Annotated in this window: 17 protein-coding genes; 9 read left to right on the top strand and 8 right to left on the bottom strand. The window is 69.1% G+C overall.

Features of this window, described 5'->3' with window-relative positions:
• Positions 1–66: 66 nt before the first annotated feature.
• The 3 genes from QSK35_RS36405 to QSK35_RS36395 are packed head-to-tail and all read left to right on the top strand — an operon-like array spanning position 67 to position 3155.
• On the top strand, positions 67–1266 hold the full coding sequence (locus tag QSK35_RS36405; RefSeq protein ID WP_285752254.1) for a PucR family transcriptional regulator: 1200 nt from the start codon (positions 67–69) through the stop codon (positions 1264–1266).
• A complete protein-coding gene (locus QSK35_RS36400) occupies positions 1251–2378 on the top strand; it encodes an MFS transporter (RefSeq protein WP_285752253.1) in 1128 nt (375 codons plus the stop codon). The genes QSK35_RS36405 and QSK35_RS36400 overlap by 16 nt, the downstream gene beginning before the upstream one ends.
• 54 nt (positions 2379–2432) lie before the next feature.
• A complete protein-coding gene (locus QSK35_RS36395; protein WP_285752252.1) occupies positions 2433–3155 on the top strand; it encodes a carbonic anhydrase family protein in 723 nt (240 codons plus the stop codon).
• Here QSK35_RS36395 and QSK35_RS36390 read toward each other — a convergent pair.
• The gene (locus QSK35_RS36390) at positions 3118–3723 is read right to left on the bottom strand and encodes a TetR/AcrR family transcriptional regulator (protein ID WP_285752251.1); all 606 of its coding nucleotides are present in this window, start codon (positions 3721–3723) and stop codon (positions 3118–3120) included. The genes QSK35_RS36395 and QSK35_RS36390 overlap by 38 nt on opposite strands.
• Positions 3724–3770: 47 nt before the next feature.
• Here QSK35_RS36390 and QSK35_RS36385 point away from each other — a divergent pair, with 47 nt between their 5' ends.
• A complete protein-coding gene (locus QSK35_RS36385) occupies positions 3771–4499 on the top strand; it encodes a class I SAM-dependent methyltransferase (protein ID WP_285752250.1) in 729 nt (242 codons plus the stop codon).
• Between the two features lie 58 nt (positions 4500–4557).
• Positions 4558–5709, top strand: coding sequence for a sugar efflux transporter (locus QSK35_RS36380; RefSeq protein ID WP_285752249.1), 1152 nt, complete (start codon positions 4558–4560; stop codon positions 5707–5709).
• A gap of 201 nt (positions 5710–5910) precedes the next feature.
• Here QSK35_RS36380 and QSK35_RS36375 read toward each other — a convergent pair whose 3' ends face one another.
• Positions 5911–7167: a DUF2252 domain-containing protein gene (locus QSK35_RS36375; RefSeq protein WP_285752315.1), complete on the bottom strand. Its 1257-nt coding sequence runs from the start codon at positions 7165–7167 to the stop codon at positions 5911–5913.
• Between the two features lie 197 nt (positions 7168–7364).
• Between QSK35_RS36375 and QSK35_RS36370 the strand changes: the two genes are divergently transcribed.
• Positions 7365–7766 (top strand): VOC family protein, encoded by a 402-nt coding sequence (locus QSK35_RS36370; RefSeq protein WP_285752248.1) that lies wholly within the window; start codon positions 7365–7367, stop codon positions 7764–7766.
• On the opposite strand, the gene QSK35_RS36365 is transcribed toward QSK35_RS36370, so the two are convergent.
• From QSK35_RS36365 to QSK35_RS36350, 4 genes are read right to left on the bottom strand one after another with little or no spacing between them, the layout of a single operon-like run.
• Complete coding sequence (locus tag QSK35_RS36365; protein WP_285752247.1) at positions 7751–9247, bottom strand: multicopper oxidase family protein; 1497 nt, start codon at positions 9245–9247, stop codon at positions 7751–7753. The genes QSK35_RS36370 and QSK35_RS36365 overlap by 16 nt on opposite strands.
• Positions 9244–9663, bottom strand: a complete 420-nt coding sequence (locus QSK35_RS36360) for a hypothetical protein (protein WP_285752246.1) — start codon at positions 9661–9663, stop codon at positions 9244–9246. Before QSK35_RS36360 ends, QSK35_RS36365 begins: the two co-directional genes overlap by 4 nt.
• Complete coding sequence (locus QSK35_RS36355; protein WP_285752245.1) at positions 9660–10211, bottom strand: hypothetical protein; 552 nt, start codon at positions 10209–10211, stop codon at positions 9660–9662. The genes QSK35_RS36360 and QSK35_RS36355 overlap by 4 nt, the downstream gene beginning before the upstream one ends.
• Positions 10208–10630 (bottom strand): nitroreductase/quinone reductase family protein, encoded by a 423-nt coding sequence (locus QSK35_RS36350; RefSeq protein WP_285752244.1) that lies wholly within the window; start codon positions 10628–10630, stop codon positions 10208–10210. Before QSK35_RS36350 ends, QSK35_RS36355 begins: the two co-directional genes overlap by 4 nt.
• A 153-nt stretch (positions 10631–10783) precedes the next feature.
• Between QSK35_RS36350 and QSK35_RS36345 the strand changes: the two genes are divergently transcribed.
• From QSK35_RS36345 to QSK35_RS36335, 3 genes are all read left to right on the top strand, one after another.
• Positions 10784–12799, top strand: a complete 2016-nt coding sequence (locus QSK35_RS36345; protein ID WP_285752243.1) for a sensor histidine kinase — start codon at positions 10784–10786, stop codon at positions 12797–12799.
• Positions 12800–12809: 10 nt separating this feature from the next.
• A complete protein-coding gene (locus QSK35_RS36340) occupies positions 12810–13460 on the top strand; it encodes a response regulator transcription factor (RefSeq protein WP_352244182.1) in 651 nt (216 codons plus the stop codon).
• A 281-nt stretch (positions 13461–13741) separates the two neighbouring features.
• Positions 13742–14968 (top strand): HNH endonuclease signature motif containing protein, encoded by a 1227-nt coding sequence (locus QSK35_RS36335; RefSeq protein WP_285752242.1) that lies wholly within the window; start codon positions 13742–13744, stop codon positions 14966–14968.
• A 210-nt stretch (positions 14969–15178) separates the two neighbouring features.
• Here the strand turns inward: QSK35_RS36335 and QSK35_RS36330 are convergent, their stop codons facing one another.
• Positions 15179–15610, bottom strand: coding sequence for a hypothetical protein (locus QSK35_RS36330; RefSeq protein ID WP_285752241.1), 432 nt, complete (start codon positions 15608–15610; stop codon positions 15179–15181).
• A 137-nt stretch (positions 15611–15747) separates the two neighbouring features.
• Positions 15748–16080, bottom strand: coding sequence for a VOC family protein (locus QSK35_RS36325; RefSeq protein WP_285752240.1), 333 nt, complete (start codon positions 16078–16080; stop codon positions 15748–15750).
• Positions 16081–16128: the final 48 nt, after the last annotated feature.

The raw sequence follows: 16128 nt of genomic DNA, 5'->3' as shown, positions 1-16128 counted from the left end.
CTCCTTCACGTTTGCGGTCCAGCACGAAGTGCACCTGGATAGGCCTTCTGTGGTGCAATATGCACCATGTCTTGGGAACGGCCGTCGCGGCGGGTCCGCGAACTGATCAGGCGGGGCGCCGAGATAGCGCTCGACCCGCCCGCGGAGTGGCTGGCCGAGCTGGACGAGGCGACGTTGTCCGGGCCGAACCGGCAGCAGATCGCCGAGGACCCGGTGCTCGCGGCGGCGACCAAGCGCACCAACCGATCCAACCTGCTGGGCTGGGCGTCGGCCAACATCCGGGCGCCGGGGGAGCGCGTGCCGGCCGACCTCGGAGAGGCGCCGCTGGCGTTCGCCCGTGACCTCATCCGCCGCGGTCTCGACGAGTCCGCGCTGGACGCCTACCGCTCCGGGCAGGGCGTCGCGTTGCGGCTGTGGATGCAGATCGCGTTCTCGCTCACGTCCGACCCCGAGGAACTGCGGGAGCTGGTCGACGTGTCGTGCCGGTCGATCGCCGCGTTCGTGGACGACACGGTGGCCGCGATCTCGGTGCAGATGGGGAAGGAACGCGAACAGCTGACGCGCGGCACGCACGCCGAACGGCTGGAGACGGTGACGCTGCTGCTGGACGGCGCGCCGATCTCGGCCGCCCGCGCCGAGCAACGCCTCGGCTACCGCCTCTCCGGGCCGCACACGGCCGCGATCGTGTGGAGCGACGACCCGGAGTCGTCCGGTGACCTCGACCGCGTGGCGGACCTGCTCGGCTCGGGATCCGCGCTGACCGTGCTCGCCAGCGCCGCCACCCGGTGGATCTGGGTGCCCGGCGCCCCGGACGTTGTCTTTCTCCGCACAGAGGTCGCGCGCTTTCCGGCGGCGCGCGTCGCGCTCGGCTCCAGCGGCCAGGACGCGGACGGCTTCCGGCGCAGCCACCTCGACGCGCTCACGGTGCAGCGCATGCTGGCCAGGCTGGCGTCGCCGCAACAGCTCGCGACGCACGACGAGGTCGAGCTCGTCGCCCTGCTCACGGCGGATGCCGAGCGCGCGGACCGGTTCGTCAAACGCACCCTCGGCGACCTGTTGTCCGCGGACCCGGACGTGATCGAGGCGGTGCGCGCCTACGTCGCCTCCGGTTGCAACGCGACGCACGCGGCCACCCGGACGTACACGCACCGCAACACGTTGCTGCGCCGGTTGGCGCGGGCGTCGCGCCTGCTGCCGGTGCCGGTCGAGGACAATCTGGTGAACGTAGGCGTCGCGTTGGAGGTGCATCGGTGGCGGCAGTCCTGAGACCGCTGTACGCCGCCGGTTTCGTCACCGCGTTCGGCGCGCACAGCATCGCCGCCAACCTCGGGTCGTACACGACCGGATCCCTGCTGACGCTCGGCCTGTTGCTGGCGTTGTACGACGGCGCCGAGGTGGTCCTCAAACCCGTCTTCGGGTCGCTCGCCGACCGGATCGGCCCTCGCCCGGTTCTGCTGGGCGGCCTGCTCGCGTTCGCGCTCGCTTCTTTTGTCTTCGTGCTCGCTGGAAACCCGGCGCTGGTCGGCGTCGCGCGACTCGGTCAGGGCGCTGCCGCGGCGGCGTTCTCGCCCGCGGCCGGAGCGTTGGTCGCCCGGTTGTCACCGCGGCGGATCGGCCGGGCCTTCGGCGGTTATGGGGCGTGGAAGAGCCTCGGGTACACGCTCGGGCCGCTGCTGGGTGGCGTGCTGATCACGGCGGGCGGCTATCCGCTGCTGTTCGGCACCCTGGCCGCGCTCGCGCTGGTGGTGGCGTTGTGGGCGTTCGCGGTCGTGCCCGCGGTGCCGCCGTTGCCGCGCGCCCGGCAGACCGTCGTGGACCTGGCGCGCCGCCTGTCGCAGCCGAGCTTCGTGCGTCCGACCGTCGTGCTCGCGGCGACCACCGCCGCGCTGGCCGTCGGCGTCGGCTTCCTGCCGGTCGCGAATACCGGGCTCACGCCGGTGGTGACGGGTGCCGCGGTGTCCGTGCTGTCGCTGTGTTCCGCGCTGGTGCAACCGTGGGCCGGCCGGGCGCGCGATGCCGGACGGCTGGGTGATCGCACGGGTTTGGCGGGCGGCCTTGTTGTGACCGCATTGGGGATGGTTCTGGCCGCGTTGGTCCCTGGTTTTCTCGGTGTGCTGGCCGCTGCGGTGTTCATCGGTACCGGCGTCGGCCTGGCCACGCCGCTGGCGTTCGCCCAGCTCGCCTCCGGTACGCCGGAATCGCGCTTGGGGCAGACGATGGGCGCGGCCGAGGTGGGCCGCGAGCTCGGCGACGCGGGCGGCCCGCTGCTCGTCGGCGCGATCGCGGTCGCGCTGTCGCTGGACGCCGGCTTCCTGGGCCTGGCAGTCGTTCTGGTCGTCTGCACCGCACTGGTCTGGGGAAAACCACAGTCTTTGTGAGAGCGTGCTCACAGGGTATTTCCTGCGTAGCTCGACCGGGTGAACAGTGGCCCGATGAAGCTCAAGTTATCCCTGTTCTTATCCCTGCTTCTCACCGCCGGATTCACCGCGACCGCCGAATCCGCGCTTCCCGCCCAGAGTCCCGTCGATGTCACGCCGGGATCGGTCCGACTCGACCCGAGAGAGCCGAAGCTGGACGTCGACTACGGGCGTTCGGCGTTGGAGCTGAAGTACATCCGTAAGGACGCCGCGAGCCCATCCGGCTGCACCACCCGCCACCACGAGGAGACCGAGGAGGCCGAGGTCGAGCCCGGCGCCGGGCACGTGACCGTGGCCGGCGTGCGGTACGAGCTCGTGCAGTTCCACTTCCACACGCCGTCCGAGCACCGCTTCGCCGGGCGGTCGACGCCGCTGGAGATGCACCTGGTGCACCGCAGCGCCGCGGGCAAGCTGCTGGTGATCGGCGTTCCGCTGCTCGGCGGGCCGCGGTCGGCCGTCGACGAGGCGCTCGCGAAGCTCGCGCCCGAGTGCGGCGAGCCGGTGCACGTGCCGCCGATCGACCTGAACCGGCTGCTGTCGCCGGTCCGGATCACGTTGCACTACAACGGATCCCTGACGACCGCGCCGTTCACCGAGGGCGTGGCGTGGTACCTGACCTCGCCGATCACCGTGACGCCCGAGACGATCGCCCGGTTCCAGGCCGTGTTCCCGGCCGGCAACGCGCGCGAGCCGCAGCCGCTCAACGGCCGGACCCTGGTTCCCGTCCAGCGGAGCTGATCACCGCGCCGACGACCTTGCGGACGGCGTCGCGTTCCGGCGCGGGGCCGTCCCGGTCGGCGAACAGCAGGTGGGCGGACCCGATCAGCATGGCGGACAACGTGTGGACGTCGGCGTCCGCGGCGATGCGTCCCAGATCGCGTTCGGTGAACAGGTAGTCCCCGATCATGGTCGCCGCCTCGGTCAGCACCGGGACCCCGGCGGGCAGCGACCGGCGCAGGCGGGCGCGCAGCTCGTCGCGGAACGTCACGAGGGCGACGATCGCGACGGCGACCGAGCCGAACAACGCGATCAGCGCGTCGGTGAGGTTGTCCTCGACCGTGCCGTCACCCGCGACCTCGCGCAGGGCGGCGGCCTGTGGGTCCATCCGGTCGACCCGAGCCAGCACGAACTCGGCGAGGAAGTCGTCGAAATCGGCGAAGTGCTTGTGCAGCACGCCTTTCGCGCAGCCGGCCTCCGTGGTGACCGCCCGGCTCGTCAACGCGCTGGGGCCGTCGCGCAGCAGGATTCGATCGGCGGCGGCGAACAGCTGCTCGCGCACGTCGCGCAGGGCGACCCCGGTCGGCACCACGAACTCCTCTTGTCGAGTGGGCGCTTGCCCACTACCGTGGGCGCATGCCCACTTTACTTTCGCCCGACTCCGCGCAGGCGCGGAGCTGGGCTTCGTCGTTCGGCGAGGATCCCGAGCGCTACGACCGGACCCGGCCCAGCTATCCGGACGCGATGGTCGACCGGATCATCGCCGCCAGTCCGGGGCGCGACGTGCTCGACGTCGGCTGCGGCACCGGCATCGCCGCGCGGCAGTTCGCGAAGGCCGGATGCACGGTGCTCGGTGTCGAGATCGACGAACGGATGGCGTCGTTCGCTCGGGGCACCGGGGTGGACGTCGAGGTCGCTCGGTTCGAGGACTGGGATCCCGCCGGACGCACGTTCGACCTGGTGATCTCCGGTCAGACATGGCACTGGATCCACCCCGTCGCGGGCGCGGCCAAGGCGAAGGAGGCGCTGCGGCCTGGCGGCCGGCTCGCCGTGTTCTGGAACGCCTTCCACCTGCCGCCCGAGTGCATCGCGGTCTTCCACCGGGTGATCGGCGTGGCGCCGTCCGGTGACGGGTACGGCGCGCTGGCCCGCAGGGCCGCCGAAGGGATGGGGCTCGGCGAACCCGAGTACTGGGAGTTCGAGTGGGAGCGTCCCTACACCCGTGCCGAGTGGCTGGACCAGGTGCCCACGATGGGCGGGTTCTCTCAGCTCACGCCGAACCAGCAGGCGGAGCTGCTGAAAAGCATGGACATCGGCGACTTCACCATGCGCTATACCGCCACCGTGGTCACCGCAGTGGTTTAGCTCGCATATTGGGAAACTATGTTTCCTGACTGATGGGTCAGGTTGCACGATGCGGGGCGTGACGCTGACTCGCGAGAACCCTTTCCGCACGAGGTCCGTGCTCCAGCTCGCGGTGATCAGCGTGGTCATCGGGGTGTCGACGGCGTTCGCGCTGCCGTTCGGCTCGCTGTTCCTCACGCGCGAAGTCGGCGTCTCGCCGCTCGCGCTCGGCACGTTCATGTTCCTCTCGCCGGTCGCGTCGGTGGTCGCGAGCACGATCATCGGCAAGCTCTCCGACACCCGCGTGCAACGGCGGCGCGTGATGATCCTGGGCGGCCTCGCCGGCCTGCTCGGGTACGCCCTGTTCGCCGTACTGCGCGACTACTGGATCCTGCTCGCCGCGTCGGTCACGTTCGTCGCGATCGCCTCGTCGCTGCTGCCGCAGCTCTTCGCGTACGGACGGCAGCTCGCCGGCGAGTCGATGGTGGTCAGCGTCCTGCGCACGCTGATCTCGGTCGCCTGGGTGGCCGGGCCGCCGCTCGCGGCACTGATCGTGAGCCTCGCAGGCTTCACCGGCCTCTACGTCGTGACGGCGTTGCTCTACGCGCTCGTCGCCGGTCTCGCGGCCACGTTGCCCGATGTCGAACGGGCGCCGACATTGTCGAACGAAGGCGGCGGCGGGATGCTCCTGGCCGCCACGTCGTTCACATTCCTGCAGGGTTCCACGGCGCTAGCGGTGTCCGGCCTGCCGTTGTTCGTCATCGAGGTGCTGCGTGGCACGGAGGGCGAAGCCGGCCTCGTGCTCGGGCTGTGCGCGGCGCTGGAGATCCCCATGATGCTGGGGCTGGGCATGCTGGCGCGCCGGGGCGACCTGCACCGCATCGTGCTCGCCGGCGGGGCGATCGCGGTGACGTACCACGTCACCATGCTGCTGACCCAGAACATCTGGCACGTCGCCGCGTTGCAGCTGCTGCACGCCGCGGGCATCTCCGCGATCATGGGCGTCGGCATCTCGTACTTCCAGAGCCTCGCGCCCGACCGGCCCGGCCACGCCACCACGGTGTTCACCAATTCGGCTACCGCGGGCGGCATGATCGCCGGGCCGCTGTTGGGGGTGGCGCAGGTGCTGGGGTTCCGGTCGACCTACGCCATCAGTTTCGGGATGTGTCTGCTCGGTCTGGTGCTGCTGGTCGTGGTCGGCGTGACTAGGCGGTCGCGTCCACGCCCTTGATCCGCCCCTCGCGGAACGCGTTCAGGAAGAGTTCGTGGCGCCTGACCGGCCCGGCCACGCCGCATTTGTCTGCGCGGCTTGGTGCTGCTGGTCGTGGTCGGCGTGACTAGGCGGTCGCGTCCACGCCTTTGATCCGCCCTGCGCGGAACGCGTTCACGAACAGTTAGTGGCGCCTGACCGGCCCGGTCATGCCTCGGCGGACTAGGCGGTCGCGTCCACGCCCTTGATCCGGCCCTCGCGGAACGCGTCGACGAACAGCTCGTGGTCCTCGCGCGTCTGGGCGGCGTAGCGCAGGGCGAACTCGACGATCCAGTCGGTGAACTCCTGGTCGCGGCCCCCGATCGCGGCCGCGATGGCCTCCTCGACCTGGAACCCGACCAGTGTCTGCGACGAGTCCGAGTCGGCGACGCAGTGCATCTTGGCGGTCGCGCGGCCGAGGTAGCCGAGCACCGGCAGCATGTCGGCCGGCTCGGTCAGATCGGACCAGTCCAAATCGGACAGATAGGGCGACAGCTCTGACACGATGTAGCCCACGCCGTCGATCTGCGTGTGGCCGAGCCACGGGTCGGCGTGCGCCTGCAGCGCGCGTTGGGACACTGCGGTGCGGTGCCCGTGGTCGGTGAAGTACCGGCGGATGTAGTCGTCGTGCACGATCCGGCTGGGCGCCGCGACGTTGGCCTGCTTCATGGACAGCACGACGTCGTTCTCCAGCGCCTGCGATCGGCCCTCGACGAGCACGTTGTACGCGGGCAGCCCGGCCGAGCCGATGCCGAACCCGCTGCGCCCCACCACGTCCTTGACCGCGTAGGTGAGGCTGCTGGTGGCGCGCTTGCCGCTGGGGATGGTGTCGAGATACGCCGCGAAGGCCTCCTCGACGCGCGCGCGTTCGTTGTCCGGGACGTCCCGCGTGCCCGATCTGTCGCGGCGGAACACCCGCTCGAAGTCGACGATCATGGTCTTCTCGTCGAGCAGGCCGACCCTGGTGGCCAGCCGCGCTCGTTGCAGCACCCGGCGCAGCACGCCGTCAGTCGTGTCCAGGCGGAGGCTGAACAGCTCGTCGCCCGGCTTCTCCGCGAAAGTTCGTACCTGGGCGATGTAGGCGGCGATGTAGGTGCGGATCAGGTCCTTGATCACGCTGTCCGGCAACGCCTTGCGCCAGCCGAGCAGCGCCATGCTCGCCGCGAACCGCTTGAGGTCCCACGTGAACGCCCCGACGTACGCCTCGTCGAAGTCGTTGACGTCGAACACGAGCGTGCCTTCGGAGTCCATGTACGTGCCGAAGTTCTCGGCGTGCAGGTCGCCCTGGATCCACACCCGGCCCGTCCGGTCGTCGGCCCACTCGTCGGGCTCGCCGGCCATGTCGGCGTAGAACAGGCACGCGCTGCCGCGGTAGAAGGCCCAGGGCGAGGCCGCCATCTTGCGGAACTTGTGCCGGAACGCGGCCGGGTCGGCCAGCATCAGCACTTCGAACGCGTCCTGCAGGACGCTCACGATCCGATCGCCGCGGTCGGTCACGACGGCTCCCTTCGACGGCGGGACGCTAGCTCACCTATCGCCTTTGTCGAAGGGACGTTTCAGGTGAGTTCTCCGTTCCGTGCCACGGCCGAGATGAATTCAGGTCGGGAACTGACCGCTTCGCCCGAAATGCTCGGGTCATGACTCAACTGAACGCATACATCGGTTACCGCGACGCCGGCACCGCCATCGACTGGCTCGGCGACGCCTTCGGATTCGAGACCACCTCGCGCTTCCCCGACGAGCAGGGCGGTGTCGCGCACGCGGAGTTGCGGCGTGGTGACGCCGCGATCATCGTGTTCTCCGACCGTGACGGCTACGAGCGCGCGCCGCGCAAGGGCGACACGAGCGGGCTCGGGCTCTACCTCTCGGTCGCCGACGAGGCCGCCGTCGACGCGGTGTTCGCGCGGGCGGTCGACGCCGGGGCGACCGTCGTGTGGAAGCCCGAGACCACGCCGTTCAACTACCGGTTCCGCGTCCTGGACCCCGAGGGCTTCGAGTGGACCTTCGGCATCCACCGGCCGGGTCAGACGGTGTCGTAGCTCGCCATCATCGCCATGTCCTCGTGCTCGAGGTTGTGGCAGTGCACCAGGAACCTGCCCGCGTGGTCGGTGAACCGGACGGCCACCTCGACGTGTTCGGCCGGGCCCAGGTTCACGGTGTCCTTCCACCCCACGGGCGGCTCGCTTCGTGACGACGAGACGACCTGGAACGGGTTCAGGTGCACGTGCACGGGGTGGTGGAGGTCGGTGCTGAACCGCCAGATCTCCACCTCACCCAGCCGGACCGTCGCGTCCGCGCGGTAGGGGTCGAACGGCCGGTCGTTGACCAGCCAGCCGTGGTTGTCACCGCCGCCGTGCTTGCCACGGCCGAACCGCCAGTCGCGGGTGCGGACCGCCTTCGCGGGGTCCAGGCGTTCGAACCGGGTGAGCACGTCCGGCACTCGGCTGTCGTCCTGGACCCGGCGGGTCACGCGGAACTTCATGACCTGCGCGGTGGTTCCGCTGCCCAGTCCGTTGTGGACGATCACCTCGGTGCCGGCTGCCAGGCCGGAGAAGTCGGCGACGACGTCGACCCGCTCGCCCGGTGCGATCAGCACTTCGTTCAGCGACACGGGGTGTTCGAGCAGGCCGCCGTCGGAGCCGATCTGGGTGAACGGCAGGCCGGTCAACCGGTAGCGGCGCGCGTTGGAGGCGTTGAGCAAACGGAGCCGATAGCGCGCCGCGTCGACCTCCAGTACCGGCCACGGCCTGCCGTTCACGAGGATGACGTCACCGAGGACTCCCTCCATGTACTCCTCGGTGACGCCTGGTACCTCAGGACCGCGCGACGGGTAGAGCAGCGAGCCGTCCTCGGCGAACGCGCGGTCGGTGATCATCAACGGGAGGTCGCGCTCGCCCTTCGGCAACGGCAGCGCGTCCTCCTCGTCGTCGTGCACGAGGTGGAACCCGGCGAGCCCGCGGTAGACCTGCGGGCCGGTGAAGTCCATCCGGTGGTCGTGGTACCAGAGCGTCGCCGCCGGCTGGTCGCACGGATACACGTAGTCCCGCGTGCCGTGAGCGATGATGCCGCCGCCGTGCATCGCATGCCCTTGGTGCGCGCCCGAAACCGGCATGAGGAGGTCGGTCGGGAAGCCGTCGCTCTCGGCGGGCGTGTGGCCGCCGTGCAGATGCACGACGGTCGGCACGTCCAGTTCGTTGCGATGCGTCACGGTGATCGCGCGGCCGCGGCGGCTCACCACGGTCGGTCCCGGGAAGTGGCCGTCGTACGTCAGTACCGGGGTGCGCAGGCCGGGCAGGATCTCCAACGACTCGGCTCGCTGCACGATCTCGTAGTGATCGGTGGCGATCTGCCGGGCGGGCGGCGGGATCGTCAGCGGCACCGTGAACGGTTCGGGCAGCCGCGCCCGGCTGCGCAGCAACTGTGCGGTCTGCCCGGCCGGGAGCAGCGCGCCGCCGAAGCTGGACACGCCGAGCGCGGAGATGCCCAGCGCTCCCAGGAAACCGCGTCGCGAGAGGGTCATGACCGCCGCCTGCCCGCGTCCGCGCGGAACACCCACACGGTGAACAGCACCTGGCTGACCACGATCGACACGCCCAGTGGCACGTGCAGCGCGACGATGCCCTCGATGCCGAGCGGCATCTGCACCATCACGGCGAGGAAGATCGCGAGTGAGGCCCACAACGGCCACCGCCGGCCGTGGCCCCGCCACACGAAGATGATCGCGGTGATCAGCTGGATGAGCGTGAACACGCTGATGGCGTCGCCGTTGCGGCCGTGGGGGAACAGCGCGTCGATGACGCCGCTGAGGTACAGCCCGGCCAGCATGGGCTGGGCGACCGCGGACACGCCGCACACCGCGGCGACGATCCGCAGTGCCCGCAACGACTTGCGTGGTCCTGGAAGCACGACCTCGGGCGCGACGGTGTCGGTGATCATCTCTCCTCCTTGAACAGCCACAGCGGCCAGACGCCGAAGCCGACGTAGCCGAAGATTCCGATGAGTCCCCCGACGGCCAGCACGATCCATTGGGCGGTCGATCCCCACGGCAGCAGCAGCGCGAGCAGCACGATCGCGAGGCCCGCGAGGTAGCCGACCGAGACGGCGGTGCCGAGCCGGGCGGCCGGGCGCGGCAGTCCGGCGCGCCTGCTCACGACGAACGCCCACCCGACGGCGACCGCGAAACAGGCGACCACGGGGATCACCTCGACCTCGAAGGACAGCACGCCGACGATCAGCAACAGCTGCAGCGCGACCACCGCGGCCATCGCCGGCACGGCGATCGCCGCACCGCGCCGGAGCGCGACCGCCACCGGAACGAGCAGCGCGAACTGGATCACGACGAGCATGTCGTTCACCGGACCGAGCCAGCCCGTCCCATACGGCTGCGGCCGCCACGGCTGGTCGATGGCGAAGAACAGCACCAGCGAGAGGTTCGCGAACAGCCCGGCGATCCCGGCGGCCACCGCCCACGTCCGCGCGCTCATCGCAGCACCCCGACCGAGATCGTGCGGCCGGACTTGCGCTCGTAGTCGGCGAAGAACGGCGCGCGGGCGAGGACCACGTCGTGCCACAGGCGGTCGCGCTCCGCGCCCGTGGGCACGTGCGGCGTGACCTCGCGGACGTCGTCACGGATCTGGATCGTGGCGTTGGACGCGGCCCGCAGGTTGCGCATCCACTGCGGCTCGGGCTTCGACCCGCCGCCGGAGCCCATCACGAGGTGGGCGCCGTCGTGCTCCATGTACACGACCGGGACCGTGTGCGGCTGCCCGCTCCGCCTGCCCGGCACGGTCAGCAGCAGCACCGGCAGACCCCTCCCGCTGCCGTTGATGCGGCCGTGTGACCGGCGGTAGAGCGAGACGCCGAGCGAGTTGCCCATCCGCATCAGCCTGCGCATCACCTTCATGACCACCACTTCCTCTCTCGCCGGAAATGGTCTGGTTTCGTCCGTCGCGCGGGAACGCGGTCCGGTCGCACAGCCGTCTGGCGGTTTTCCGCGGGGTCTGGGTGGGGGTTGTCCCCGTGGCGCGATGGATCGTGGTGGGCACACAATTCCGTCGTGCCCTCCTGGCCCCGCATCGCGTGGTATGCCGGCACCGCGCTGGGCGGTGCCGGGCTGGCGGTCGCGATCGGCTTGCGGCTCGGGGAGGCCGCCGGCCCGCACGGGACCGTGGCCGGACTGAGCTGGGTGGCGCTCGGCATCCTGCCGCTGTTCGTCGTCGGCGTGTGGCTGGCGCGAAAGCGCCCCGACCACCCGCAGGCCCGCCGGATGCTGTTGATGAGTACCGCACTGGCCGTGAACGCGGGCGTCGAGATCCCGATCCAGCGGGCGTTCGAGTCGAACGGCCCGGGCCGGTGGTTCTGGTGGGCCAACCTGATCTACCAGTACACCGGGATGCTGGCGCTGATCTCGGCCGTGCTCCTGCTGGCGTCGTTCCCGGACGGCGTGGTGGAGCGGACGTGGCAGCGCTGGGCGCTGCGGGCCGTGTGGCTGCACCTCGCCATGCCGCCGTTGTTGCTGATCACCGCCCCGAACCTGGCGATCGACGTCTATCTCCTCCCGACGCCGCCGGTGGTGCCGAGCCCGTTCTTCGTGCCCTGGCTGGCACCGCTCGGCGGGCCACTGGCCGACCTGTACCTGAGCTACTACGGCGCGGCGGTGCTGGTCAGCGTGCTGTTCGTGCGGTTCTTGCAGGCGGACGCCGAGCAGCGGGCGCGTATGCGGCTGCTCATGTACGTGACGATCGGCCTGATCGTGAGCTTCGGGCTGGAGGAGGCGCTCGCCAGCCGGTTCCCCGAACGGCCCCTGTGGGTGCAGCTGTTCGGCGGGATCTCGATCGTCTTCCTCCTGATGGTGCCGGTGAGCGTGGTCGTCGGGATCGTGCGGCACCGGCTGTACGACATCGACCTGGTCGTGCGCCGGTCGGTGGCGTTCGGCCTGCTGTCGCTGGCGATCGCGGCCGTCTACATCGGACTGAGCGTCGCGCCGGGCCTGGCGCTCGGTGACCAGATCCCGGTCGAGCTGGCCGTCGTGCTGACCATCGTGGCGGCGGCCGCGTTCCAGCCGTTGCGCAAGTATCTCGAACGGGTCGCCAACCGCCTGGTGTTCGGCGAGCGGGTCAACCGCTACGAGCTGGTCACCCGGTTCGGCGCGGCTTTGGAGCAGACGGTTGAGCTGGGGGAGCTGCTGCCGCGCCTGGCCGAGACAGTCCACAAAGGACTAGCGGCGTCATGGGTCCGAGTGGCGCTGCCGAGCACCTCTGCCGTCGCCGGTGTCGTCTCGGGGGATCCGGTGCTGTCCGTGCCGCTGGGGTCAGTGGCCGGCCGGATCGAGTGCGGCTCCAAGGAAGGCGGCTACGGCCCGGCCGACCGCGAGCTGCTGGTCACCCTGGCGCGGCAGGCGGCGACCGCTATTTCGAACGTCCAGCTGACCGCCCGCCTTGCCGCCCAGGTCGACGAGCTCGCTTTGTCGCGTACTCGCATCGTTACCGCGCAGGACGAGGAGCGTCGGCGCATCGAGCGCGACATCCACGACGGTGCCCAACAACAGGTCGTCGCTCTGATCATGAAACTCCGCTTGGCGCGTAACCAGCTTCTGCGTGGAGCGCGTCCGGTCGGTGACGTGCTCGATGAGCTGCAGTCCGATACTCGCGAGCTCCTGGCGGACCTGCGCGAGCTCGCCCATGGCATCCATCCGCCGGTGCTCAGCGACCGTGGTCTGGTGGCTGCCGTCGAGGCACGTGCTGATCGGCTGCCGTTGACCGTCACCGTGAACGCTTCGCCGGAGCTGCGGGATCGACGCTTGGGCCCCGACGTGGAAGGTGCTGCGTACTTCGTTGTGTGCGAGGCGCTTACCAACGTGGTCAAGCACTCGGGTGCTTCGGATGCCGTGGTGTCTTTGTCTGCTGTGGATGGACGGCTGGAGGTTTCGGTGCAGGATTCGGGTGTTGGGCTCGGGTCCGGCAACGGGCACGGGCTTACCAATCTCCGTGACCGCGTGGAGGCGCTGGGGGGATCCTTGACCCTGTCCGGCTCGTCGGGGACCCGAGTGCTTGCGGAGCTGCCTTGTGAGTGAACTCCTGCGTGTGGTGATCGCCGAGGACAACTACCTGGTCCGCGAGGGGACTCGGCGGTTGTTGGAGGACTCCGGGGAGGTTGAGGTGCTCGCCGCCGTGGGGTCCGCTTCCGAGCTGCATGATGCTGTCCGGCGGTTCCGGCCTCAGGTTGTGCTGACCGACATTCGGATGCCGCCCGGTCATCACATGGAGGGCATCGAGGCCGCGCACTCGATCCGGGCCGAGCATCCTTCGATCGGTGTGGCCGTGTTGTCTCAGCACACCGATGAGAGTTACGCCTTTGCCCTGTTGTGCAACGGGACTGCTGGGTTGGCCTATCTGCTGAAGGATCGTTTGGGCGATCTTGAGGATCTCGTGCGGGCTTTGCGGGAGGTGGCTCGTGGTGGGTCGTTTATCGACCCGCTTGTTGTCGAGGCTCTGGTGGCTCGGCGGACTCGGGCTGCTGCCTCGCCGCTGGGGTCGTTGACGGCCCGGGAACTGGACGTGTTGCGGGAGATGGCGCAGGGGAAGACGAATACCGGGATCGAGCGGGCTCTGCACCTGTCCTCGTCGACCGTGGAGAAGCACGTCAACTCGATCTTCTCCAAGCTTGGGCTTGCGGATGAGCCTGTGCATCGTCGGGTGGCAGCCGTGTTGGCGTTCCTGCGGTCGGCCGGATGAGCCTTGGACGCGGCTGCGCCGCGACACGTTGGCATTTTCGCGCGGCCACGGCGCTAGGGCGCCGCGTCCGCGCGAAAATGCCAACGTACCGAGACGGTGGTTGGCCGCCGTTGTGGTCCTGATCCGTTCCAGACTTGCGTTCGTGTTGTGCGGTTGCGTGGGTGGTCGCCATGAGGTGGCTTGCGTTTTGATCGTTTTTGAAAGAGGTTCACCCGATCGTGTGGCTTGTTTTCGCAGGTAGACGGCCCTTTTGGTTGTGATCTTGCGGTAGAGTCGAACACGTGAGCGATCAACGCCTTGCTCTTCTCTCCAACGACGAACTGCTTCGCAGGTTCGTCGACATGGAGCGTGAGGATCGGGTGCGTGCGGAGATGAAGCTGCGCTTCATCGGTGAGATGGATCGACGCGGCCTGGCCGCCGAATTGGGCCACAAGGACTTGGCTCAGGTGTTCAAGCACCTGGTGCAATGGGACACCAAATTCTCCCAGGCAAAGGTGGCCACCGCGCGGCTGCTCACTGCTCAGGTCGGGCCGTCCGGGGCCGAGATCGAGCCGAAGCTGCCCGCCACCGCCGAGGCGATGGCCGAGGGGCAGCTGACCGAGGAGCACGTGGCGGCGGTCGCCGAGGTGATGAAGAGCCTTCCGGTGGATGCCCCGGCGGAGCAGGCTGCCGAAGTGGAGCGGCTGGTCGTCGAGTTCGGCCGGGACTACGAGCCGCGCATCACCCGCAAGCTCGGCAAGCGGCTGGTCTACGGCATGTTCCAGAACGACGAGGAACCGGTCGACAAGGAGCCGGAGCCGCCGGTCAACAAGGTGGTGCTGCGCGATCAGCGCGGTCGCCTGAGGTTCTGGGGCGATGTCGACCCGGTGATCGGCGCGGCGTTCCGGGCCGCGCTGGACCCGCTGGCCAAGCCGCATCCGGCCGGTCCGGAGGGCCCGGATCCACGCAGCCTGGTCGAGCGGCAGGGCGACGCGTTCGCCGAACTGATCAACCTGGTGCTGCGCGCGGACGTACTGCCCGAGCACGGCGGCGAGACCGTCACCATGGCCGTCACCGTCTCCTACGACGACCTCAAGGCCAACGTGGGTCAGGCGGTGCTGGACAACCAGGAACACATCCCGGTCAAGCAACTCCGCAAACTCGCCTGCGAAGCAGGCGTCATCCCGATCGTGATGGGCAGCCGCTCGCAACCCCTGAACGTCGGCCGCAAGGCCAGGCTGTTCAACAGCGGCCTACGCCGAGCGCTCGTCGCGAGAGACCGGGGCTGTGCCTTCCCGGGCTGCGACCGGCCGCCACGGCACTGCGAAGGCCACCACATCAAGCATTGGGCCGATGGCGGCAAGACGAGCCTGCACAACGGCGTGCTGCTCTGCCGACGACATCACGACTTGATCCACCAGAGCGACTGGGAAGTGAAGCTGCTCAACGGGATCCCGTACTTCATCCCACCGGCGTTCCTCGACCCGCTACGGCAGCCGAGACGCAACCCACTGCACATGGTGAGCTGACGCATGGGAAAAACGGTGCCAACTCAAGCCACCTCATGGCGACCACGCCCGCAACCGCACCGAACGAACGCAAGTCTGGACAGGATCGGGACCACGACGGCAGCCAACCACCGTCTCGGTACGTTGGCATTTTCGCGCACGCCCGGCGCCCTAGCGCCGGGCGTGCGCGAAAATGCCAACGTGTCGCGGCGCAGCCGCGTCAAAGCCCAACTAGGCCAACCACACGATGATCCCAGCCAACAGCACCCAGTGAAACGCAGCAGCGACAGCCAACCGAGCCCTCGACGTCCGAGCGAACAACCAGGCAAGCCCCCAACTACCAGGCGCGGCAAGCAGAAACACCACGAAGTAGGTAACCGGCAAGGGCCACAACGAGTCCTGCCACGGATGATCAGCCGCCCCAGTCCAGAAGTAGCAACCAAGGAAGCCGAGCAAGAACGCACAAACGTGCACCGCATACCGAGGCGCCACAACGCATGCGGCCAGAGGCAACGCGGCGAACGCCCACCCCGACAGCGTCAAAAGCAACGGATAGCATCCGCCAGGCCCGCAGAAGAGTCGATCGAACCAGACGTCAACGAGGTCGGCCGCGAACGCCGCAACCGCAACACCGCCGAGCAGGAACCCGATCGCCAGCCACACAACGCCAGTGTGTTCCTCAGCCCAGAGGGGTTCAGCCGACTCCGGGTACTCCGCACGCACCCGCTCGCGGTAGGCGCGACGTCTGGCTTCGAGGTGGCCCATGCCAACCAGACGCGCGCCACCCGCGGTCCGTTGAATCAGGCCGGCTCGTACAGGCTGAACGGCGTGCCCTGATCGTCCTGGCAGTGCGCGATCCGCCCAACGTCGGGCACGGACTGCACGTCCTCGCTCTTCCCGCCGAGCGAAGCGATCAGCTTGACCGACGCCTCGATGTCGGTGGTGTGGAAGTAAAGCCGGGGCTGCGTCAACTGAGCGTCGCGCGCGGCGATCGCCCCAGCGGCACCGTTGGTGACGACGTGGTAGTCGCCACCCATCTCGCTGGTCTGCCAGCCGAACAGCCGGCCGTAGAACTCACGAGCCCGCGCGGTGTCCTCGGCGGGCAGCTCGAACCAGTTGACCTCTCCAGGCATGACCGTGTCCCTTCACCAAGATGCGATCTGACGCACCAAGGACGAGCG

It is taken from the genome of Lentzea sp. NBRC 105346 (assembly GCF_030269605.1).
Classification (GTDB): Bacteria; Actinomycetota; Actinomycetes; order Mycobacteriales; family Pseudonocardiaceae; genus Lentzea.
Note: the sequence above shows the minus strand (reverse complement) of the source record. Positions and strands in the feature narration are given on the sequence as shown.